This window comes from Saprospiraceae bacterium (assembly GCA_026129545.1).
GTDB lineage: Bacteria > Bacteroidota > Bacteroidia > Chitinophagales > Saprospiraceae > M3007.
In genome coordinates this window covers 156,154-172,626 of record JAHCHX010000001.1, presented here as the reverse complement: position 1 = coordinate 172,626, position 16,473 = coordinate 156,154, and the positions used below count along the sequence as shown (strand labels likewise).

At 60.0% G+C, this 16,473-nt stretch carries 10 protein-coding genes; all 10 read right to left on the bottom strand.

Annotated features, from left to right (window positions below):
* Positions 1–108 precede the first annotated feature (108 nt).
* A complete protein-coding gene (gene pbpC, locus KIS77_00470) occupies positions 109–2,553 on the bottom strand; it encodes a penicillin-binding protein 1C (protein MCW5920793.1) in 2,445 nt (814 codons plus the stop codon).
* A gap of 232 nt (positions 2,554–2,785) precedes the next feature.
* A complete protein-coding gene (locus KIS77_00465; protein ID MCW5920792.1) occupies positions 2,786–3,661 on the bottom strand; it encodes a T9SS type A sorting domain-containing protein in 876 nt (291 codons plus the stop codon).
* Between the two features lie 34 nt (positions 3,662–3,695).
* The gene (locus tag KIS77_00460; protein ID MCW5920791.1) at positions 3,696–5,201 is read right to left on the bottom strand and encodes a T9SS type A sorting domain-containing protein; all 1,506 of its coding nucleotides are present in this window, start codon (positions 5,199–5,201) and stop codon (positions 3,696–3,698) included.
* 65 nt (positions 5,202–5,266) lie between these two features.
* Positions 5,267–5,539, bottom strand: coding sequence for a T9SS type A sorting domain-containing protein (locus KIS77_00455; protein ID MCW5920790.1), 273 nt, complete (start codon positions 5,537–5,539; stop codon positions 5,267–5,269).
* Between the two features lie 344 nt (positions 5,540–5,883).
* Positions 5,884–9,420, bottom strand: a complete 3,537-nt coding sequence (locus tag KIS77_00450) for a fibronectin type III domain-containing protein (GenBank protein ID MCW5920789.1) — start codon at positions 9,418–9,420, stop codon at positions 5,884–5,886.
* A 218-nt stretch (positions 9,421–9,638) separates the two neighbouring features.
* Positions 9,639–10,013 carry a T9SS type A sorting domain-containing protein gene (locus KIS77_00445; GenBank protein ID MCW5920788.1) on the bottom strand — a complete coding sequence of 125 codons (375 nt, stop codon included), beginning with the start codon at positions 10,011–10,013 and terminating at the stop codon, positions 9,639–9,641.
* Between the two features lie 2,284 nt (positions 10,014–12,297).
* Positions 12,298–12,552 carry a hypothetical protein gene (locus KIS77_00440; GenBank protein ID MCW5920787.1) on the bottom strand — a complete coding sequence of 85 codons (255 nt, stop codon included), beginning with the start codon at positions 12,550–12,552 and terminating at the stop codon, positions 12,298–12,300.
* Between the two features lie 2,194 nt (positions 12,553–14,746).
* Positions 14,747–15,394, bottom strand: a complete 648-nt coding sequence (locus tag KIS77_00435) for an HYR domain-containing protein (GenBank protein MCW5920786.1) — start codon at positions 15,392–15,394, stop codon at positions 14,747–14,749.
* A 95-nt stretch (positions 15,395–15,489) separates the two neighbouring features.
* Entirely contained in the window at positions 15,490–15,846 is a 357-nt protein-coding gene (locus tag KIS77_00430) for an HYR domain-containing protein (GenBank protein MCW5920785.1), read from the bottom strand.
* A 303-nt stretch (positions 15,847–16,149) separates the two neighbouring features.
* Positions 16,150–16,395, bottom strand: coding sequence for a hypothetical protein (locus KIS77_00425; GenBank protein ID MCW5920784.1), 246 nt, complete (start codon positions 16,393–16,395; stop codon positions 16,150–16,152).
* Positions 16,396–16,473 lie beyond the last annotated feature (78 nt).

Below are 16,473 nucleotides of genomic sequence, written 5' to 3'. Positions count from 1 at the left end.
CAACATTTGACCTCTCCGAGGTCGGTTGTATTTTGATGCGCTTGCCCTGAGCCCTATTGGGAGAGTGTTTGTTCAGTAATAGCACTCACCGGGGTTCAAGCACCACCGCTACTTCCCCACAATCTCAAATCCCTGTTTTAATTGGTAGCCGTCCTTATCCACCAGCGTCAGTTGATGCGCACCCACTGCTGGTTGCAGCGCCATTTGGTGAAACGTCTTCGTGCTACCGAGATAAACCCCGTCCAAGTGCCAAAACACCTCCGTGTCGGGCTTGCGATGCGCCACCCGGAACACCGTGCTGCCTAATTGTCCATCCAAATCCACCGGAACATAAATTCGGGTGGCACTTTTAGGGTAAATCAATTGCATCGGGCTGTTTTGCTGCGCCGAGTTGGAAGCCAAACAATCCGCCCGAAACGGCGGCGGAGATTGATACCACGGGTTTTTGGTTTTGAAATAATACTCCTCCACAGGCGGCAACACGAACCACGCTCGGTGTTGCATCGAAGCAGGCGACTCGCAATCGCTGTTGACCTGCCAAGCCCCGCTCGCATCCAGATGCAGCCATTGATGGTATGGGCAAACAGCCGCTTTCAAGCCACTTTCTGGAATCCAGACCGTATCCACGTCACAATAATCGCCTGCTCGAAAACCACTTTGGCGACACACTGCCGCTTCTTCCATGTCATCGTAAGGTGGGTAAAACCACTCCGTCGCCCCCCCGCCGGGCAACTGCTCAAAAATCTCGAACAGCACCGGCGCAGCCAATTCCACGCCCAACAGCCCGGGTCGCCCTTCGCCGCTCGCATTGCCGACCCACACGCCCACCGCGTAGCGCGGTGTCGTCCCGGCAGCCCAGGCATCGCGGAAGCCAATGCTCGTCCCTGTCTTCCAAGCAATGGGGCGACTGGCCGAAAAGAGTTCCCATTCGCCCGCGCTGTTGGGGCGCTCCACCTCGCGCATGGCCTCGAAAGTGTGCCAGATGGCGCCGGCGCTAAGCAATTGGGGAGTGGTGAGTTGGGGAGTTGAGGGGTTGAGGGGTTGAGGGGTTGAGAAAAAATTGGGTGGGCGAAAATCGTCGGGCGCGTAGCGGCCGTTGCGGTCATAGAAACTGCCCAATGTGCGAGCCATGCAAGCATACACGTTGGTGATGTCGAGCAAATTGGCTTCCGCGCCACCGAGAATGAGCGAGAGTCCGTAGTGAGCGGAAGGGCGGCTGAGGGTGGAAATGCCGAGGCGCTGAAGGTTGAAGTGGAATTTTTCAAGGCCATACTGCTGAAGCAGCAACACGAAGGGAATGTTGAGCGAGCGGATGAGGGCGCGTTTGGCTGGCACCATGCCGTCGTAGCTTTCATGGAAGTTTTCGGGGCGGTAGTTGCCCAATTGCGTCGGCACGTCGTGGAGCAGGCTCTTGGGGAGGATGTCGCCACTTTCGAGCGCGAGGGCATAGAGGTAAGGTTTCAAAATGCTGCCCGTGCTGCGTGGCGCGGCGATGATGTCCACCGATTCGCCGTGTTCCTTGCCCGCGTCCGAGATGTTGCCGACGTAGGCCAACACATCGCCGGTTTGCACATCCAGCACCACAGCGGCCATGTTGTGCACCCCATTTCCCCGGCAAATCGCGTGTCGCCGTTGCAGGATTTCGATGACGCGGCGTTGCAAGTGGAGGTCAATCGTGGTGTGGAAGCGGTTGAGGGTGGAGGGCTTTTTTTGGCCTTCTACCCTACCCTCTACCCTCAACCGGTCGAGCAGATGGGGCGCGAGTTGCGGCAGGGGAACGGGTTCGTCGGGCAGCGGTTCTTCTTTGGAAAGCTCGCACACGACGGCGGTGAGATTGCCCTTGTCGCGCAATTTTTCCAGCAAACGGTTTCTTTTTTTTAACAAAAAATCGCGATTCCTGCCGGGGTGAATGAGCGCGGGAGCGTTGGGCAAAACGGCTAATGTCGCCGCTTCGGCCCAAGTCAGCAATTCAGGTCGTTTGCCGTAATAGCGCCACGAAGCGGCTTCAAGCCCCACCACGTTGCCGCCAAAAGGGGCATGGGCTGCATAGAGGCCAAGTATTTCGCGTTTGGAATAAGTCAGTTCGAGCCGGGTGGCCATGAACATTTCCACCATTTTTTGCCAAACGGTGCGCGGCGGGTTGTCGCGCATGAGTCGCGCCACCTGCATGGTGAGGGTGCTGCCGCCGCTGACCACGCGCCGATGTTGCAAGTTGCTCCACAAGGCTCTGCTCAGACTCAAGGGGTCCACGCCGGGATGCCACCAAAAGCGTTTGTCCTCAAATGCCACCACGCAGGCGGCATATTTTTCAGGAACCGAATCAGTCAGGGGAAATCGCCACTGCCCGTCCGCCGCGATGCGGGCGCCCAACAATTCGCCGTCCCGGTCTTCCACAACCACTGAAATGGGTTTGTCGAACAAGGGGCGCGGCAGGCAAACGAGCCAGAGCAGGAAGAGTGCGAGACAGAAAACGCTCGTTTTGGGGCGCCGACGAACGAGGGCCACAAACCTTATACCCGCTTTCCGAAAGCTGTCTTTCGGAAAGCGGGGCATCCTTTTTTTTATGTCCCATTGAAATCGCACGGCCTGTTTTTGGGAGACAAATGTCGTTTAATTCATCGGACGAATGCGCAACTTTGAGCAGCAAGAGGCATGGATATCCAGCATCTCATCCGGCACGGGTGCATTTCAAATTGTCGCAAGTAAATCGGAACGCTGTTCCGATATATGCCGGAACAGCGTTCCGGCGTACATAAGCGACAATTTGAAATGCACCCTCCGGCGCCTACTGTTTCACGACTTTGTTCCTAAAGACTACTTGACCATCGCGGTGCAATACCAGAAAGTAAAGTCCGGGCAGGCAATTGGTCATGTCAAGCATTTCGGGCAGACCTTTCCATTGACGCACGGGGATTCCCGCAATATTAAAAAGCGTCAGGACTCCATCCGAAAATGGCAGTGAATGGCTCAATCGGCAAGTCGTCGCGACGGGGTTCGGCTCGATTCGCACGTTTTCGAGGTAAGCAGGCGCGTGGGTGGAAATGCCACCTTCGCAGTTCAAAGTGTCGGCGGGACGAAAAATTTTGTCGTCTTGTTTGAACGACACCAAATGGGTATTCAGTCCATCAATGAAAAAATCGCAAGAAAGGTTCTGTAAGAAAAAATAGCCGCAAACACACTGTTGCCACTCTGATTGCAGGCTCTTTATGAAGCCAATGCCTTCCGCGATGTAAAAAGTGGAAAAGCCTCTATAAGGGGCACCCACTACATGGGCTTTCTGAACGCGCACTCCGGTGAAATCGCCCAAGTCCACAACTTGAATCGAGTCCACCTGATAGGTGAACAAGCCCACATCAAGGGTCTCGCCTTCTATCATGTCAAAGTCATACACCTTTTGAAACGAGGAGCCGTTTTCGGAGATGAAAACCTTGTCGCTGATTTCATAGGCATATCGAAAATACCCTTTCGTTCCTCTCATTTTTTTGCAAGGCTTGCCAGCAATAACGGTGTCGCCCACTACGGTCAGCGTGTCGCAGCCAAATGAGCCTACCCAGCCGAGTTCCATGCAAAATTCCCATTGTTGGCCCGTTTCGAGCCACTTGATTTGTGCCTCCGTTGCGGTGGCGTAAAGAAGGGAAAGCAAAAGCAAGAATTGTCTCATGGTGAAAAAGTTGAGTGGTTTGTGAAAAGAAAATTCAAAAAGTCACCAATACGCGCTCCGTTTGCAGCGCCCCGCCCCGGCCCTCCAACACCAGCACATAGATGCCGGGGGACAAAGACCGCGTCGGCACTTCCGCTTGGCTGTTCTCCAGCACCTTTTGCTCCGATGCCAGCCGGCCTGCCGCACTAAAAAGCCGCAAGCGGCCTTCGCCGAATCCCTCGCCCAGCCGCACTTCTATTGGCATACCCGGGCGAGGCATATTGGTTCGCAGCAAAAAATAGGGAGGCCTTTCCAACGAGCCGCCGCCCGGTTCTTTTGTGTCGGTCAAATAAAACTCCACATCGCAGTCCGGCATGAGGCAGCCATTGCCGTCCAATTTAAGCAGTATCGCATCATAGTTGCCCCCAGTCCCAGCATGTCTGTAATAACCAGCTATCAGCATCCCGCCATCGGAGGTGCCCATCACCTTTTGAAATCTCATGCGGTCGTTGGGTTTGTCAACGGGCGACCTGAATTTTCTATGCCACAAGTAATGCCCGTCAGCAGAGATGCAGCGCAGCCACTCAAAATAGTCCGGCGTGCCGGTAAACACGATATTCCCGTTGGTCAGCACCGACATATCGTGGCAAAGTTGCGAGTTGATGCCCGGCGGTGAGTAAGTCCACAACGAGTCGCCGTCGGGGGTGAGTTTCTGCACGATGGGGTCAGCACCCCACGGGTAGTTGTTGTAGCCCCCCTCCACATACATCAGGATATTGCCGTCGGAGGCCATGACAAGCTCATAGGAACGTCCCATCACGGTGGCTTCCTTTTGCCATTTCAATTTCAGGTTGGAGTCCAAGCGATTCAGAATTGGGTGGTAGCGCGTGTTCCAGCGCGCAAAAAAGCAGAAGAATATGTCCCCGTCGGGCAGGATGACCGGATTGCCGCTGTCGCCGCCTTCGTAGCCAGCATAAAGCACAGGCGGGTAGTTGATCTTGATATCGTCCAACAAGTCCCCTTCGGCGTTGCATTTCAGCAAAAACATGGAATTGGGTGTATCATCATATCTATAATACACTCCTGTCACCACAAAGTCCCCATTCGGCCAAGTGGCTATTTGCTCGGTCCAATAATACTCATAGTAGCGGTAAGATTCTTTGTAGAGTTTGTTCCAGATGATTTCTCCCTGTTGACTCACCTTGATAACAAAAACGGCGGCGGTTGTGTCGCTGGTGGCTATCCGACCACACACCAAGAGGGTGCTGTCGGGCGCCAAGACACAGCGATGGGGAGTGATGGGGGAATCAGAGAAATAGACTACAGGCTCCGGGGTGCAGGCCCACACCAGCTCGCCCTGTTTGTCCACTTTTATCAATACTGGGGGGATGGGCGCACCTTCCACATATTGGCAAGCCATCATAATGACGTATCCGTCACTCACCTCAACCTGCGACCACGGCCAATCGGTCATGGAGAAATCGTATTTTTTTGTCCAAGTGTTCTGGGCGCCAAGCAACAAGGGAAGCAAAAGAGAGAGGTAAAAAATGAAGTGTTTCATAACGGAGAAAGAAGTGCAGCCGATGGCACTCGCGGGTGCCATCGGCTGTGGGTTAAGGGAAGCAATCAGTATTTTACCAGTTTTTGCGTGGCAATTGATTTGCCATTGCGAGTCAGACGCACCAAATACAAACCTGACGGCAAATTGCCGATGTTCAAATTCGTGAGCGATGAAGTAAGCGTTTGGGTGAAAACTTGGCGCCCAGCCAAATCGGTCACGAGCATGACGGTGACGACATCCTCTTGCCAATCAGCGACAACTACCAAAACTTGTTCGCCAACGGGGTTGGGGCGCATGGTGAAAATGGGCGCATCAGGAAGGAGCAAAGGATTTTTCATGTGGAACTCAACCCATTTAAGCAAGTGAGACACAATCAAAATACACAGCATTCTGATGTCTGTTACAAATTTAACAAGCACCTATCTTAAAATCCAAGTAGCATTTGTTTCGCAAAATCGAAAATTGAGCGCATTATGCGAACCGCAATTGTTGTCCAATCTCCGTTACTTTTGAAAACCCAACCGTTCCTTTCATATTGCACACGATTTGGCCCTGATTTGTACAGAACGAATCTTCGATGTTAATTCATGTAGTTCCGCCAATTCTGGCAAAAACGACATCGTGTCCCTACCCTCAAGAGGCATTTAACCATTCACAATCCAATACGCGAGGCACGCACCACTCAATGCGTCACCACCACTTTCCCGCTCACCACCTCATTTTCAAAAAAGCACCTGAACCAGTAAGCACCCGTCGGCAAGTCACGCGGATGCCAAGCCACGAGGTTGTCTCCCGTGTTCACCGCAATGTTGTTCAGGGTAGTCGTCACGCGGCCATCAGCGCCGAGTAATTCAATACGCACCGTCTGCATCCGCACGGCCTGAATCAAAAACCAAGCGGATTCATTGGCAGGGTTGGGCACGCATAAGACGTTGTTTCGAGTGAAGGAAGAGGCATCGGCGCTGGAGGTCGTCGCCCCATTTTGCGTCACCAACAAGTTTCTGACAATCTGTCCATTGCAGCCCGTAAAATTAAGCGTGACCGTTCGGCCCGCCACGGAATCGTTGGCTGCCGCCGCGACGGTCAGCGTTACCGTGTCCGCCCCACCCGATGGCGGGGTCACCGTCAGCCAGGCAGGCACGTTCGCCGCACTCCAATCGCAATTGGTCGTCAGCACCAGTTCTTGGCTCCCGCCATCGGCAGGGAAATTCACCACGGCGGGCACGAGCGTCATTTCCGGCACCACTTTTTTGATGGTCAGCCTGTAATCCTCCACCTCGCCGAAGTCGAACAAGTCACAGGCGCTCGATGCCTCGTCGCGCCGCATACTCACCCGCATCCGCACGTTGCCCGGGAGAGACACGGCGGGCAGCGTTATGTCGCCCGACACCGGGCCAGCGCTTCCAGAGTGCGCGAAGACCAATTCGTCGTCGCCAAATTGATTGTCCTTGTTGAAATCAATCCAAACGGCCCAAGCCTCGGCGAAGGGCGTATCCGAAAAGCCGGGCTTCAAGTCAATGGCAAACGTCTCGCCTTGAAGCAATTCCGTGGTGAGATGGGTAAAATCATTGTAACCCCAGTCGTTGCCAGAAACCTGTTCGATACTGCCAAACGACACACTTTCAATCCACTCCCGCGGCAAGGTGCCCTGTACGGCAGCGGCGCTACCGTAAGCATTGCAGTATTGGCTGCAACCCGTCGTCTGAAAGGTCTGAATAGCCGAATACCCGCCCGTTTCGCTCCCACAAATCGCCTGCACCCGAAACTCATACTGCGTGCAAGGCTTCAAATAGGCCAAAGTCAGTGAAGTGCCTGCAACGTCTTGCCACAACTGCCACTCCGCTTCGCCCGCCTCGCGCCATTCCACTTCATAGCCAAGCGCCACATTCACCGTGCCCCATTGCAAGGTGGCCACACGCGGCTGGACGTTTGCAGCAGAAAGGTTGCTCACGGGCACACAACTTTGAAGCGGTTCGAGGTCCGATTCCCACAGACCGCGCCCATAAGTGGAAGCCCGGATTTTTCCTGTGCTGTGCCGAATTTCCAATTCCGTGATGATGACGTTGGGCAGCCCCTCGTTGAACAGTTCCCAATCCGTCGCGCCAGCCTCCCGGCGAAAAACGCCCACGTCCATGCCCATATAAAGCACCCCTTTGCTGTGGGGCTGCACCAACACACAATTTGCAGGGATATTGGGCAAGGTGCCGGAGATGTTGGCCCACGTCGTGCCGCCCGTTGTCGTGACAAACACCTTTTGACCCGCCGTGTATCCCCCAAGTGTCACAAACGCAATGTTCGCATCGTGCGGGTCCACGGTCAGGTAAGTGATGCCTTCGTTGGTGGGCAAATTTCCGGTCACGTTGCCCCAAGTGTCGCCGCCATTGGTGGTCAAAAACACTTGGTCGCCATCGCTGACGTATATCACCGCGCTGTTGGAAGGCGCCACTGCGATGTGCTGCAAATCAAACACCAGATTCAGGGAAGAAATACTCGTCCAATCATTCCCCTGATTCGTGCTTTTAAAAACATCCCGATACCCCACATAAATCGTGGAGTTGATGTTGGGGTCCATCACGAAAGGCGTCACCCATGCGCCCTGCGGCTGCCCCGGCACGTTTTGGTGAATGTTCGTCCACGAATTGCCCCCATTCGTGGAGCGGCGAATGTTGCCCGATTGGTATTCGCCGTACATGATATTGGAATTGGTAGGGTGAATAAAACACTCCATGCCATCGCCGCCGATATTGTCCGTCCACCCCCCCGAATTGCTGCGCAGCTTGGTTCCGTTGTCTTGCAAGCCGCAAATCACCTTGTCGTCCGATTGCGACACTCCCAAGCGATACATCTGGCTAATTGCCAAATTGCCGCTGATGTCCTCCCACGACACGCCGTCGTCCGTTGTCTTGTAAATGCCGCCATCGCATCCTTGATACAGCACATTGTCCAACCAAAGCAGGGCGTGTTTGTCGGCGTGGTTCACGGGCACGCCGCTGGGGGCACCGTTGTGCCAAAACGTGGCGAGGCTCCAAGAGACACCGCCGTCGCTCGATTTCCACAAATTCACGCCGCCCACAAAAATCAGGTTGGAATCAGTGGGACTGACAGCCACACACAAGTCGTACCAGCCCTGCCCCCTATCACTGGAACCCGTGGAAGAGCCATCCAGTAAATTGGGCGTGGAAGATTTCAAGGCAAAATTGCTGCCGCTGTTGGTCGAGACATACAACCCGTTGAAAGAACCGTAGGTCGCCGACGCATCGGAACTGCTGGCGGCCACCACCATGTCCTTATGAGCGGGTGTCACTGCCAACACCACCCGCCCTGAATTCGGAATGGTCTGCACATTGGCCCAAGTGGCCCCGCCATTGATGGACTTGCGCACTTGGTTGTTCGTCGCGGCATACATGACCTCCGGCGCGCCGGGTTTGAATCGCACGTCGAAAAAATTGCCGTTCGACACTTTGGCCCAAGTCGCGCCCCCGTTGGTCGTGCGATACATCCCGTCGCTAGTGGCCGCCAGCACCGTAGTCGGCGTGGTCGGATGCACCACGATGTGGCGTATATATCGGTAATTAGTGAGATTCCATGACAGGCCGGTAATGTTCCAAGTGAGGCCGCCATCCGTTGATTTCAAAATCCCAATCGAAGGCTCAAAGTTGCCAAACCCGTCGCCCGTGCCGAGATACATCACCTTCGGATTGAGCGGGTCAATGGCCACGGCCGTCACGCTGAGCACCGTCAGTTGGTCCGTGTGGGTCGTCCATGTCACGCCGCCATTTTCCGTTTTCCACAAGCCACCCGTTGGCGCGCCCACCCAAATCGTGTTGGCATCGTTCGGGTCAAGCGCGATACAATTGACCCGGCCAATACCGTTGTAGCCCGAAGCGGAATAGTTTGGCCCCATGCTCGTCCAGTTAGCTGCCGAAATACCGCCTTTCCCGGGGCGAGCCGCCAAGTAATTGCCCCATTCTATTTCCTTGATATTCGCGGGCGGAAAACTCCCGTCGGGCAAAACACGACTTTGCCAGAACCATTCCCAGCGCTTGAACACGTTGTAACCCTGGCCTTTACCCGGCGTTTTTCCTTCCCAAAAATCATAAAATGCCTGCCGCAAGGAGGGATAATCAGCAGCAGGGTTTTCGGCGGAAGTCCAATTTTGAGCAAAAAGCGGCTGTACAGCCACCCACAGCAAGAACACGAAAGCAAAGCGGTTTTTCATCCAAATAAAAATATAGTGAAACAAAACAATCAGCAAACCTAAGGCATCAAACAGACTTGGCGGTGTCGGGTGTTTGCAATTTTTGAGGAAACTGGCATTTTCGTATTCATACCCCCTCCTCCCCCAACGAAGGCGCCCCGCCCGAATGCTCGGGCGGGGCGCTTGAGTTGTTCCGACGGGAAGCGGCGCCTTTGCGGGGGCGTCGCCCCTGCGGGCGCTTACCTCGCCTGGATCATCTTCCTCGTCTCCGAGTCGGTCGCGGTCTCGAGCCTGTAGTACATCAGGCCGCCGGCGCCCAGCAGGGCGCGGTCGACGGCGATGGCGTTGTGGCCCCTGGCGAACGAGCCTTTCTGGGTGAACAGCAGGCGGCCGCTCTCGTCGAACACCGTCAGCGTGGCGTCCGTTGCCTCCGGCAGGTGGAAGCCGATGAGCGTCTTGTTCACGAACGGGTTGGGCTGGTTCTGGTACAGCTCGAAGCCGACGCCGGCGACGGTGGGGCCGCCCGCGCCGTTGAAGCGCAGCGCCACCCCATGCAGGTCGCCCGACGCGGCGAGTAGGCCTCCGCCCGCGTGATGCGGCTCGACGCCCAGCATCTCGCTCAGGCGGCGGCCTCGCGGCGCGGAACGTCACCGAGAACTCGCCCGCCTCGAATCGCGAGGTCAACAGACGTGGTCAGCGGCGAACACGCCGAAGTTCGGCGCCCTCACCCGCTCGCCCTCCTCGATGGAGGCCACCTCGAGGCCCGACAGGCCAGCGTGAACTGCCAGCCCTGCCTTGGCGGCTCGGCGGCGCGGAACGTCACGGTCGCGGCTCGCCCGCGCGCCAACTCGCGGTCGTCCACGTCGAACAGCAGCGCGCCCGACGACGATTAATCGCCGCACGTGCAACTTGGCTCCGGTATGGCCGTGCCGTTCGTCGCCCACCTTCACCGCCACGAAGTCGTCCGACAGGTGGTGCCCTGCACGTCGGCGGCGGACACCGTCTCGGGGAACTGCGTCTGGAAGGGTTGGGGTTGGGGAACGCGAACGACTTGTCCACGAACCTCCGGGAGGTGTTGTTCGGCAGCTCGTCGTACAGCCCCAGTATCGAAGCTGCGCAGCTCCACGACGTCGAACGTCGTGATGGGCCCGACTTGTTCGCGTCCGCCGCTATCATCCTGTACGGGCTGCTCGGGCTCGAGGCGGGATGTGCCGCGAGATGAGCACCGGGTCGTGCGTCGACACCCGTTGAGCGGGTTGTCGTCCTTCGCGGCGTCACCACCGTGTAGCTTGCCGCCCAGCGGGGCCGCGCCCAGGGAAGGCGTACGCGCCCTGCGCGTCACGCTCGACAGCGCCTGCGACGACGCGCCGGACACCAGGCTGCACCGGGGCGTCCTCCAACCCGGCGCCGGACTCCGTCTTCAGCCGGCGGCCTGCCGTCGCCTTGTCGCCCGGGACTGCCAGTTGCCCGCACGTTGTCCTGCACGTCGAGTACGTCGGCAGAAGTCGGCGTTGCCCGCCAGATCCTGCGCCCACGAAACCACGCCTGCTCGCCCAACTCCGCGCAGGTGAACGTCACCGGCGTGACAGGGTTTGCCCTGCGCGTCGACCGGGAAGCCCGTGCCTGGCCGGCCTTGCGGACCGTACCTCAACAGGCTCGACGGCGGCGCGGTTGTCCTCGCCGTACTGCAAAAGTCGGGCGCCCACAGCGTGAGCATGCCCGTCGGCATGATGTTCGCCGACAGCCCGTGCAGGCACACCACCGTCGGGGAGGCGCCTGCAGTCCCTCACCACAGGCGATGTACTCGCGTCTCCTCGTTGCCGCAGCCGTCGCTCACCGTCCACTTTATCTTGTGCGCGTCCCGTGGGGCGAGCGCGGGACCCACGCCCGGCAGCCCCAGCGGGTTGGCGGCGTCGGCGAAGCACGCCTGCGTCTTCCACTGCACCGGCGCCGTCCGGCTCGTCCCAGACACCGACTGGTGCACCGCCCACGGTATGTCTGCGCGGCGGCACCGGCGGCCGTCGAAACACCCGCGGCGTGCCGCCAGCTGTAGTTCGGCGTGTTCAGGTTGTTGTGGCTCACCGTGCCGGGGCGGCGGGTTGTTGCTCGACACCACCGTCTCCATCGTCCGTCGCCGTCAAGGTCGAGGAACAGCAGGAACGTGACGCTCACGTTCGGGCCGGAGCACAGATCCGTCGCCGTCACGCTCAGCGGCGCGTCGCCCTCGCAAGGTCATTACTGCGACACCCCGTCCCACCAGTACGACTGGTTCCACAGCAGCAGGTCGTTCGCCGACAGGTCGCAGTACTCAACCGGGAGGCGGGCACGAGGCGAAGACGAGGCTTCTGGTTGTCTATTATCTTGATGATCACTTGTACCGGTAGCAGTTCGCCGTCGCGGACCAAGAACGTGCAGAAGTTCGTCGGCGCTGGCCGGGGCGACAGCCACGCTCGTCGGCGCCCACGGGGCGGGCGTGCCGCACGGCGAAACCGTCGGGCCCACGTCAGGTTCTGCGAGTTCGCCGTCGCGTTCGGCTCCGGGTTCGGCACCGTCACGCACCCCCGTTCAGGTTGTGGTGCACCGGTTGATGATGGTCACGTCCGCTCTGTATCTTGAAGCACGCGTCCGGAACCACCGTGAACACCCTGATCCTCGAACGGCTTGCCCAGCGGCTCGCAGTCACGGGCGCCGGCGAACGTCGGCCGCGCCGCTTCGGTGCCAATCCCGTCGCACTGCGTCACGATGGCGTCGTTGAACGCACCCAGTAGTCCTGCTCGTACGTCACCGTCACCCGCTGCGTGCACTGCGCGGAGTTGCCCGCGCAGTCCAGCGCCGGAACGTCGCGTGATCGTCCCCGGTTGCACAGCGTGTCGAACAGCGACAGGTTCCGCGCCTCCATCACGTGTCGGGCAGCAGTTGTCGGCGCCCGTGGCGGCCGTACGCCCATAGGCTCGGGTCGAACGACTCGCACGACACCGTCACGCTCGCGGCGCGTCGCACGGCTTGATCTTCGTCCTCACCAGCACCCGAACCATGCAGTCGTTGTGGTTCTTGTTGCGAAGTCCACGCCCGGAACACCACCGTCACCGTGACCACGGCGTTGAGCAGCAGAACTCCACCGTCGGCGAAGTCGTCCGGCGAGCCGTCGCGCATCACCGCTCATCCGCCTGACCTCGGAAACAGTCCAGGCAGCAGTTGTCCCGTCCCCTGATTGCGAACGTCGAGGCGTTCTGGCGCGACTTGCCCGGCGCCCAGCGCCACCTGCGTGAACTGCGTGCACGCCACCGACGGAGCCACGTCCTCCACGCTCACCGTGATCGTCCCATCCGTGATGTTCCCGCACTGGTCCTCCACGAGTACTTTGTCTTATCTTGCCGCAAAGCCGCGCCATTATCAGATGCCGTCTGCCTTTTACGCCGGCGGTGTGGTGGATCTTAACCTGCAGTCGCGCGTGCCGTCTGGGCGGAGGCAGCGTGCGGACCGTTTGCCGCGTTGTGCTGGCTCGCCGCATTTATCACGTACCACCCGTGCGCCGCGTCGTACGCGAAGTTCGAGAAGTCTATCGTCGGCGGCGTCCAGCACCTTGACGTACTGCGTGCGTCACGCTCTCCAGCGCCCCGCCGTGCACCAGTCCGTTATCTTCCACGTCCTGATTATCTTGTAAGAGCCGGGGCACACCGCCGCCTGCTCGTCGGTGTGGCTCACCGACGGCCCGCAGGCGCCGCTGCCGTCCGTCGTGATCGGCGTGCCGCCGACGCGCGGCCAGCCCGTCACCGCCGGAGGCGGAGGGCTCGACGGAAGGGCGTCACAGGCGTACTCAGCGTCCGCCGGGAACGTCACACAGGATACCTTGCCGCGAAGCTGTCTATGACACGGAGGCACGTCGAGTTCCCCACGCGTCCGTAACCACCCACGTCAGAAGCACCCGTCAGCACCGCGGGGTTCTCGGAGCACGAGTACTGGACGTAGTCGTCTGGCGCGACAGCGCCGCCGAGCAGTCCTACCACGTCGAGCCCCCGTCAGCGACGAGTTGTCCTCGTCTGGGTGCACAGTATCGACACGTCAGCAGGGCACGCCGCCGGCGGGAAGCTGTCCTCCACCTTCACGCTGCCCAGCACACGTTGCCGCCAAGCAGATTGCACCACCCGGTAGGCGTACGTCTTGCCGATGTCGTCGGCGTTCAGCACGGCAGGCACCCACGACGTTGCCGTACGGCGGCACCTTGTCAGGCTCCACGACCTTGTAGTCGTCGTAGCAGAAATGGCTGCCCTCAACGTCGTCCGGGCTCAGCGCCTTGACGCAGTCGGGCCAGCGACACGTGCAGCAGGTCGTTGCACACCACGCTGGCGGCGTGCCCACCACCTGCACGAACTTCATTATCATCTGCTGGCAGCCGGGGTCGGCGAGCGCCGCCAGCTCGCTGCCGCTCACCACGGCCGTTCACCCGGATGAACGGCGTGGCCGTCCACGTCGAACGTCGCCGCCACCTTGTGCGAGCCGATGCCCAGCGACGCGGCGTTGAACGTCCCCGTCGCCACCCCGTTCACCGTGATCAGCGATCACCGTGCCGGAGCGCCGTAGTTCTCGCCCACCTGTATCTGGAACGGCGGCGTGCTCAGGCAGAACGGGTCGTCGGGTTCCAGGAACACCGGCGTCGGGTAGTAGCACTTAACTTAGATATCGTCAGGGACTGGCCCTGCGTTCTTCACCGTGATCAGTGTACCCCACGCCGTCGACGTGAACGCCGCGAAGCGTGTAGTACACCATCTCATCGGCCTCGTCGACCGCCCCGTTGCCGTTGTTGTCGGGCCGTCGGCGCTGCCCATCACAGGACGGTGCCCACCGGAAGGGCACCGGGGAGGCGAGGCGCCGGGCTGTTCGGCGGTACAGCCCTGGTTCGCCGTCAGCGTCGAGGTCTGCCACTCCAGCGCCCATATCTGAACGACCTCCCGGAACTGCCCGTTGTCGAGCGTCGTGGCGTTGTTCAGGCACTCGCACTTCACCGACCTCGCAAGGTCGTACTCCGAGACACGCACTTGCCGATGCCCTCGACAACCGTCACCACGGCCGTGCACGTCCCGCTGTTGCCGCACGGGTCAGTGACGACCAACGTCACGTCGTTCGGCCCCAAGGTCGTGCACCCGAGCGTGCCCGGGACGGCCTGATACGTCAGGTGTTGCGGCGCAGCGCGGTTGTCCCGTCGAGCCGTCGTTGATGCCCGCGCCCGTGACGGTCGCGACCCCGGGCTGTGCGGGCGTCGCCGTGACGTTCTTGCACTTGGCCACGGCGGGAGTGGTGTCGACCACCGTGATGACCTGCGTGTGCACGCGCGTGCCCGCAGCGTCCGTCACCGTCCACGTCCGCGTGATGGAGTAACAGCCAGAAGCAGCACTGCGCGGGGTCGGCGCACTTCGTGCTGGTCTCGGTGAACCCCTATGACCCCGGTCCCCGGGCCGTGCAGTTGTCGCTCACGTCGCCGTTGTCCAGCGGCAGCGCGTATCAGCCCAGGCGTTGCCCATGAACACGCAGGCTCGTCGGGATCGCGTCGCACTCCACCGTGATGTCCGCGGGCATCGTGATGTCCGCGTCGAACTCCGGCTTCTGGGTGTCGACCACCAGCACGGAACGAGCAGGCCGCCGTGTTGCCGTGCACGTCCGTCGCCGTGTACGTCACCGTCAGCGGGGAGGGCGACACCGGAACGTCGGAGCCGTTCGCCGGAGGCCGCCCGTCTGGGCTGGACGATATGCCGCAGTTGTCCGTCGCCACCGGGATGGGCCAGTTGAAGCTCGCCGAGCACTTGTCGGCGTCGTTGCCCACCATCACCATCGAGACCGGGCAGTTGGCGAACTTGGGCGCCTCAGCGTCGGTCACCACGACACGACGATCGAGCAGGGAGGCCGTGTTGCCGGCCTTGTCGTCACCGTCCGGGAGACTTCCCGTGTTGCCGACCGGGAAGGTCGCCCCGGCGAGCGTCCACGGGTTGGGCGCGGTCACGTAACTGATGCGATATCCTCGCGCCGGGGCGGTTGTCAGCGAACGCCGGGTCGAGGATGCCGCTCAAATCGTTCTCGAGCACTGCCCGGGGTCGTTCACGAACGCCGTCGCGCCCGCCGTCGGGCAGGTGATGGTCGACGCATTGCGCGTCCTCGATTTTCCCTTTGCTCCGAGCAGGTCGCGGTGTGTTTGCCGCTCGCGTCGGTCACCGTCCAGATGACGGTGGTCGTGCCGACGGGGAACTCGGCGCCCGGCGAGGCTCGGCGAGCTGTTGTGGCTGTTCTTAATCGTCGCGCCGGGGCGGTTGTCGGAGAACGAGGCCGGGTCGAACTCGATGCCGACGACCGTGTACGGCACTGGTCGGGGGTTGTTCGGGCGGAACCCGGGTTGGCGATGTTCGAGCAGTCGACGATCGGGGCTCCTCGTCGTACACCTCCACGTCGAAGGAGCAAACTGCGGGTGCCCGCTCTCGTCCACCACTGTGTACGTCACCACGGAGGCGCCCTTGTTGAACACCGTGCCCGAGGCGTCGCCGATTGCCGGATTTTGTGGTCGCCCCGGATATCTCGTACGCTATCGTCACCGGGCAGTTGTCGTACGCGTACTGGAGGCCGATGCCGTTGACGATGGCCGTGCAGGCGGCCAGATTCGTCACCGTCTCACCCCCGTTGGGGCAGGTGATGACCGGGGTCAGGTCGAGCACCGCCACCTGCGTCGTGCAGCGGGCGATGTTGCCGTGGTCTCCACTTCCAGTATCACGTCGAGCAGCCCGTTGAGGGCAATATGTCGGCGCAGGAGAAGTAGACAAACTGCCCGAACGCGCCGCCGCGGCTGATCTCCTTGCGCGACGAGGCACCCAGTTGTCCTGGCTGTCGTTGTTCGCCGCCACCGTCAGCAACAGGCCCGTCGCCGTCGAGCACCACGTCTATCTGAAGCCGCGGCACATCGCCACCGGCGGCTCCGAGTCGGTCACCACGTAGGTCACCGAGCAGGGCAGCCATGTTGCCGGCACGTCCGTCGCCTTCCGTGACCGTCGTCGAGCCGACCGGGAGCGGCGTGCCCAGGCGTGTGGTTGCCCG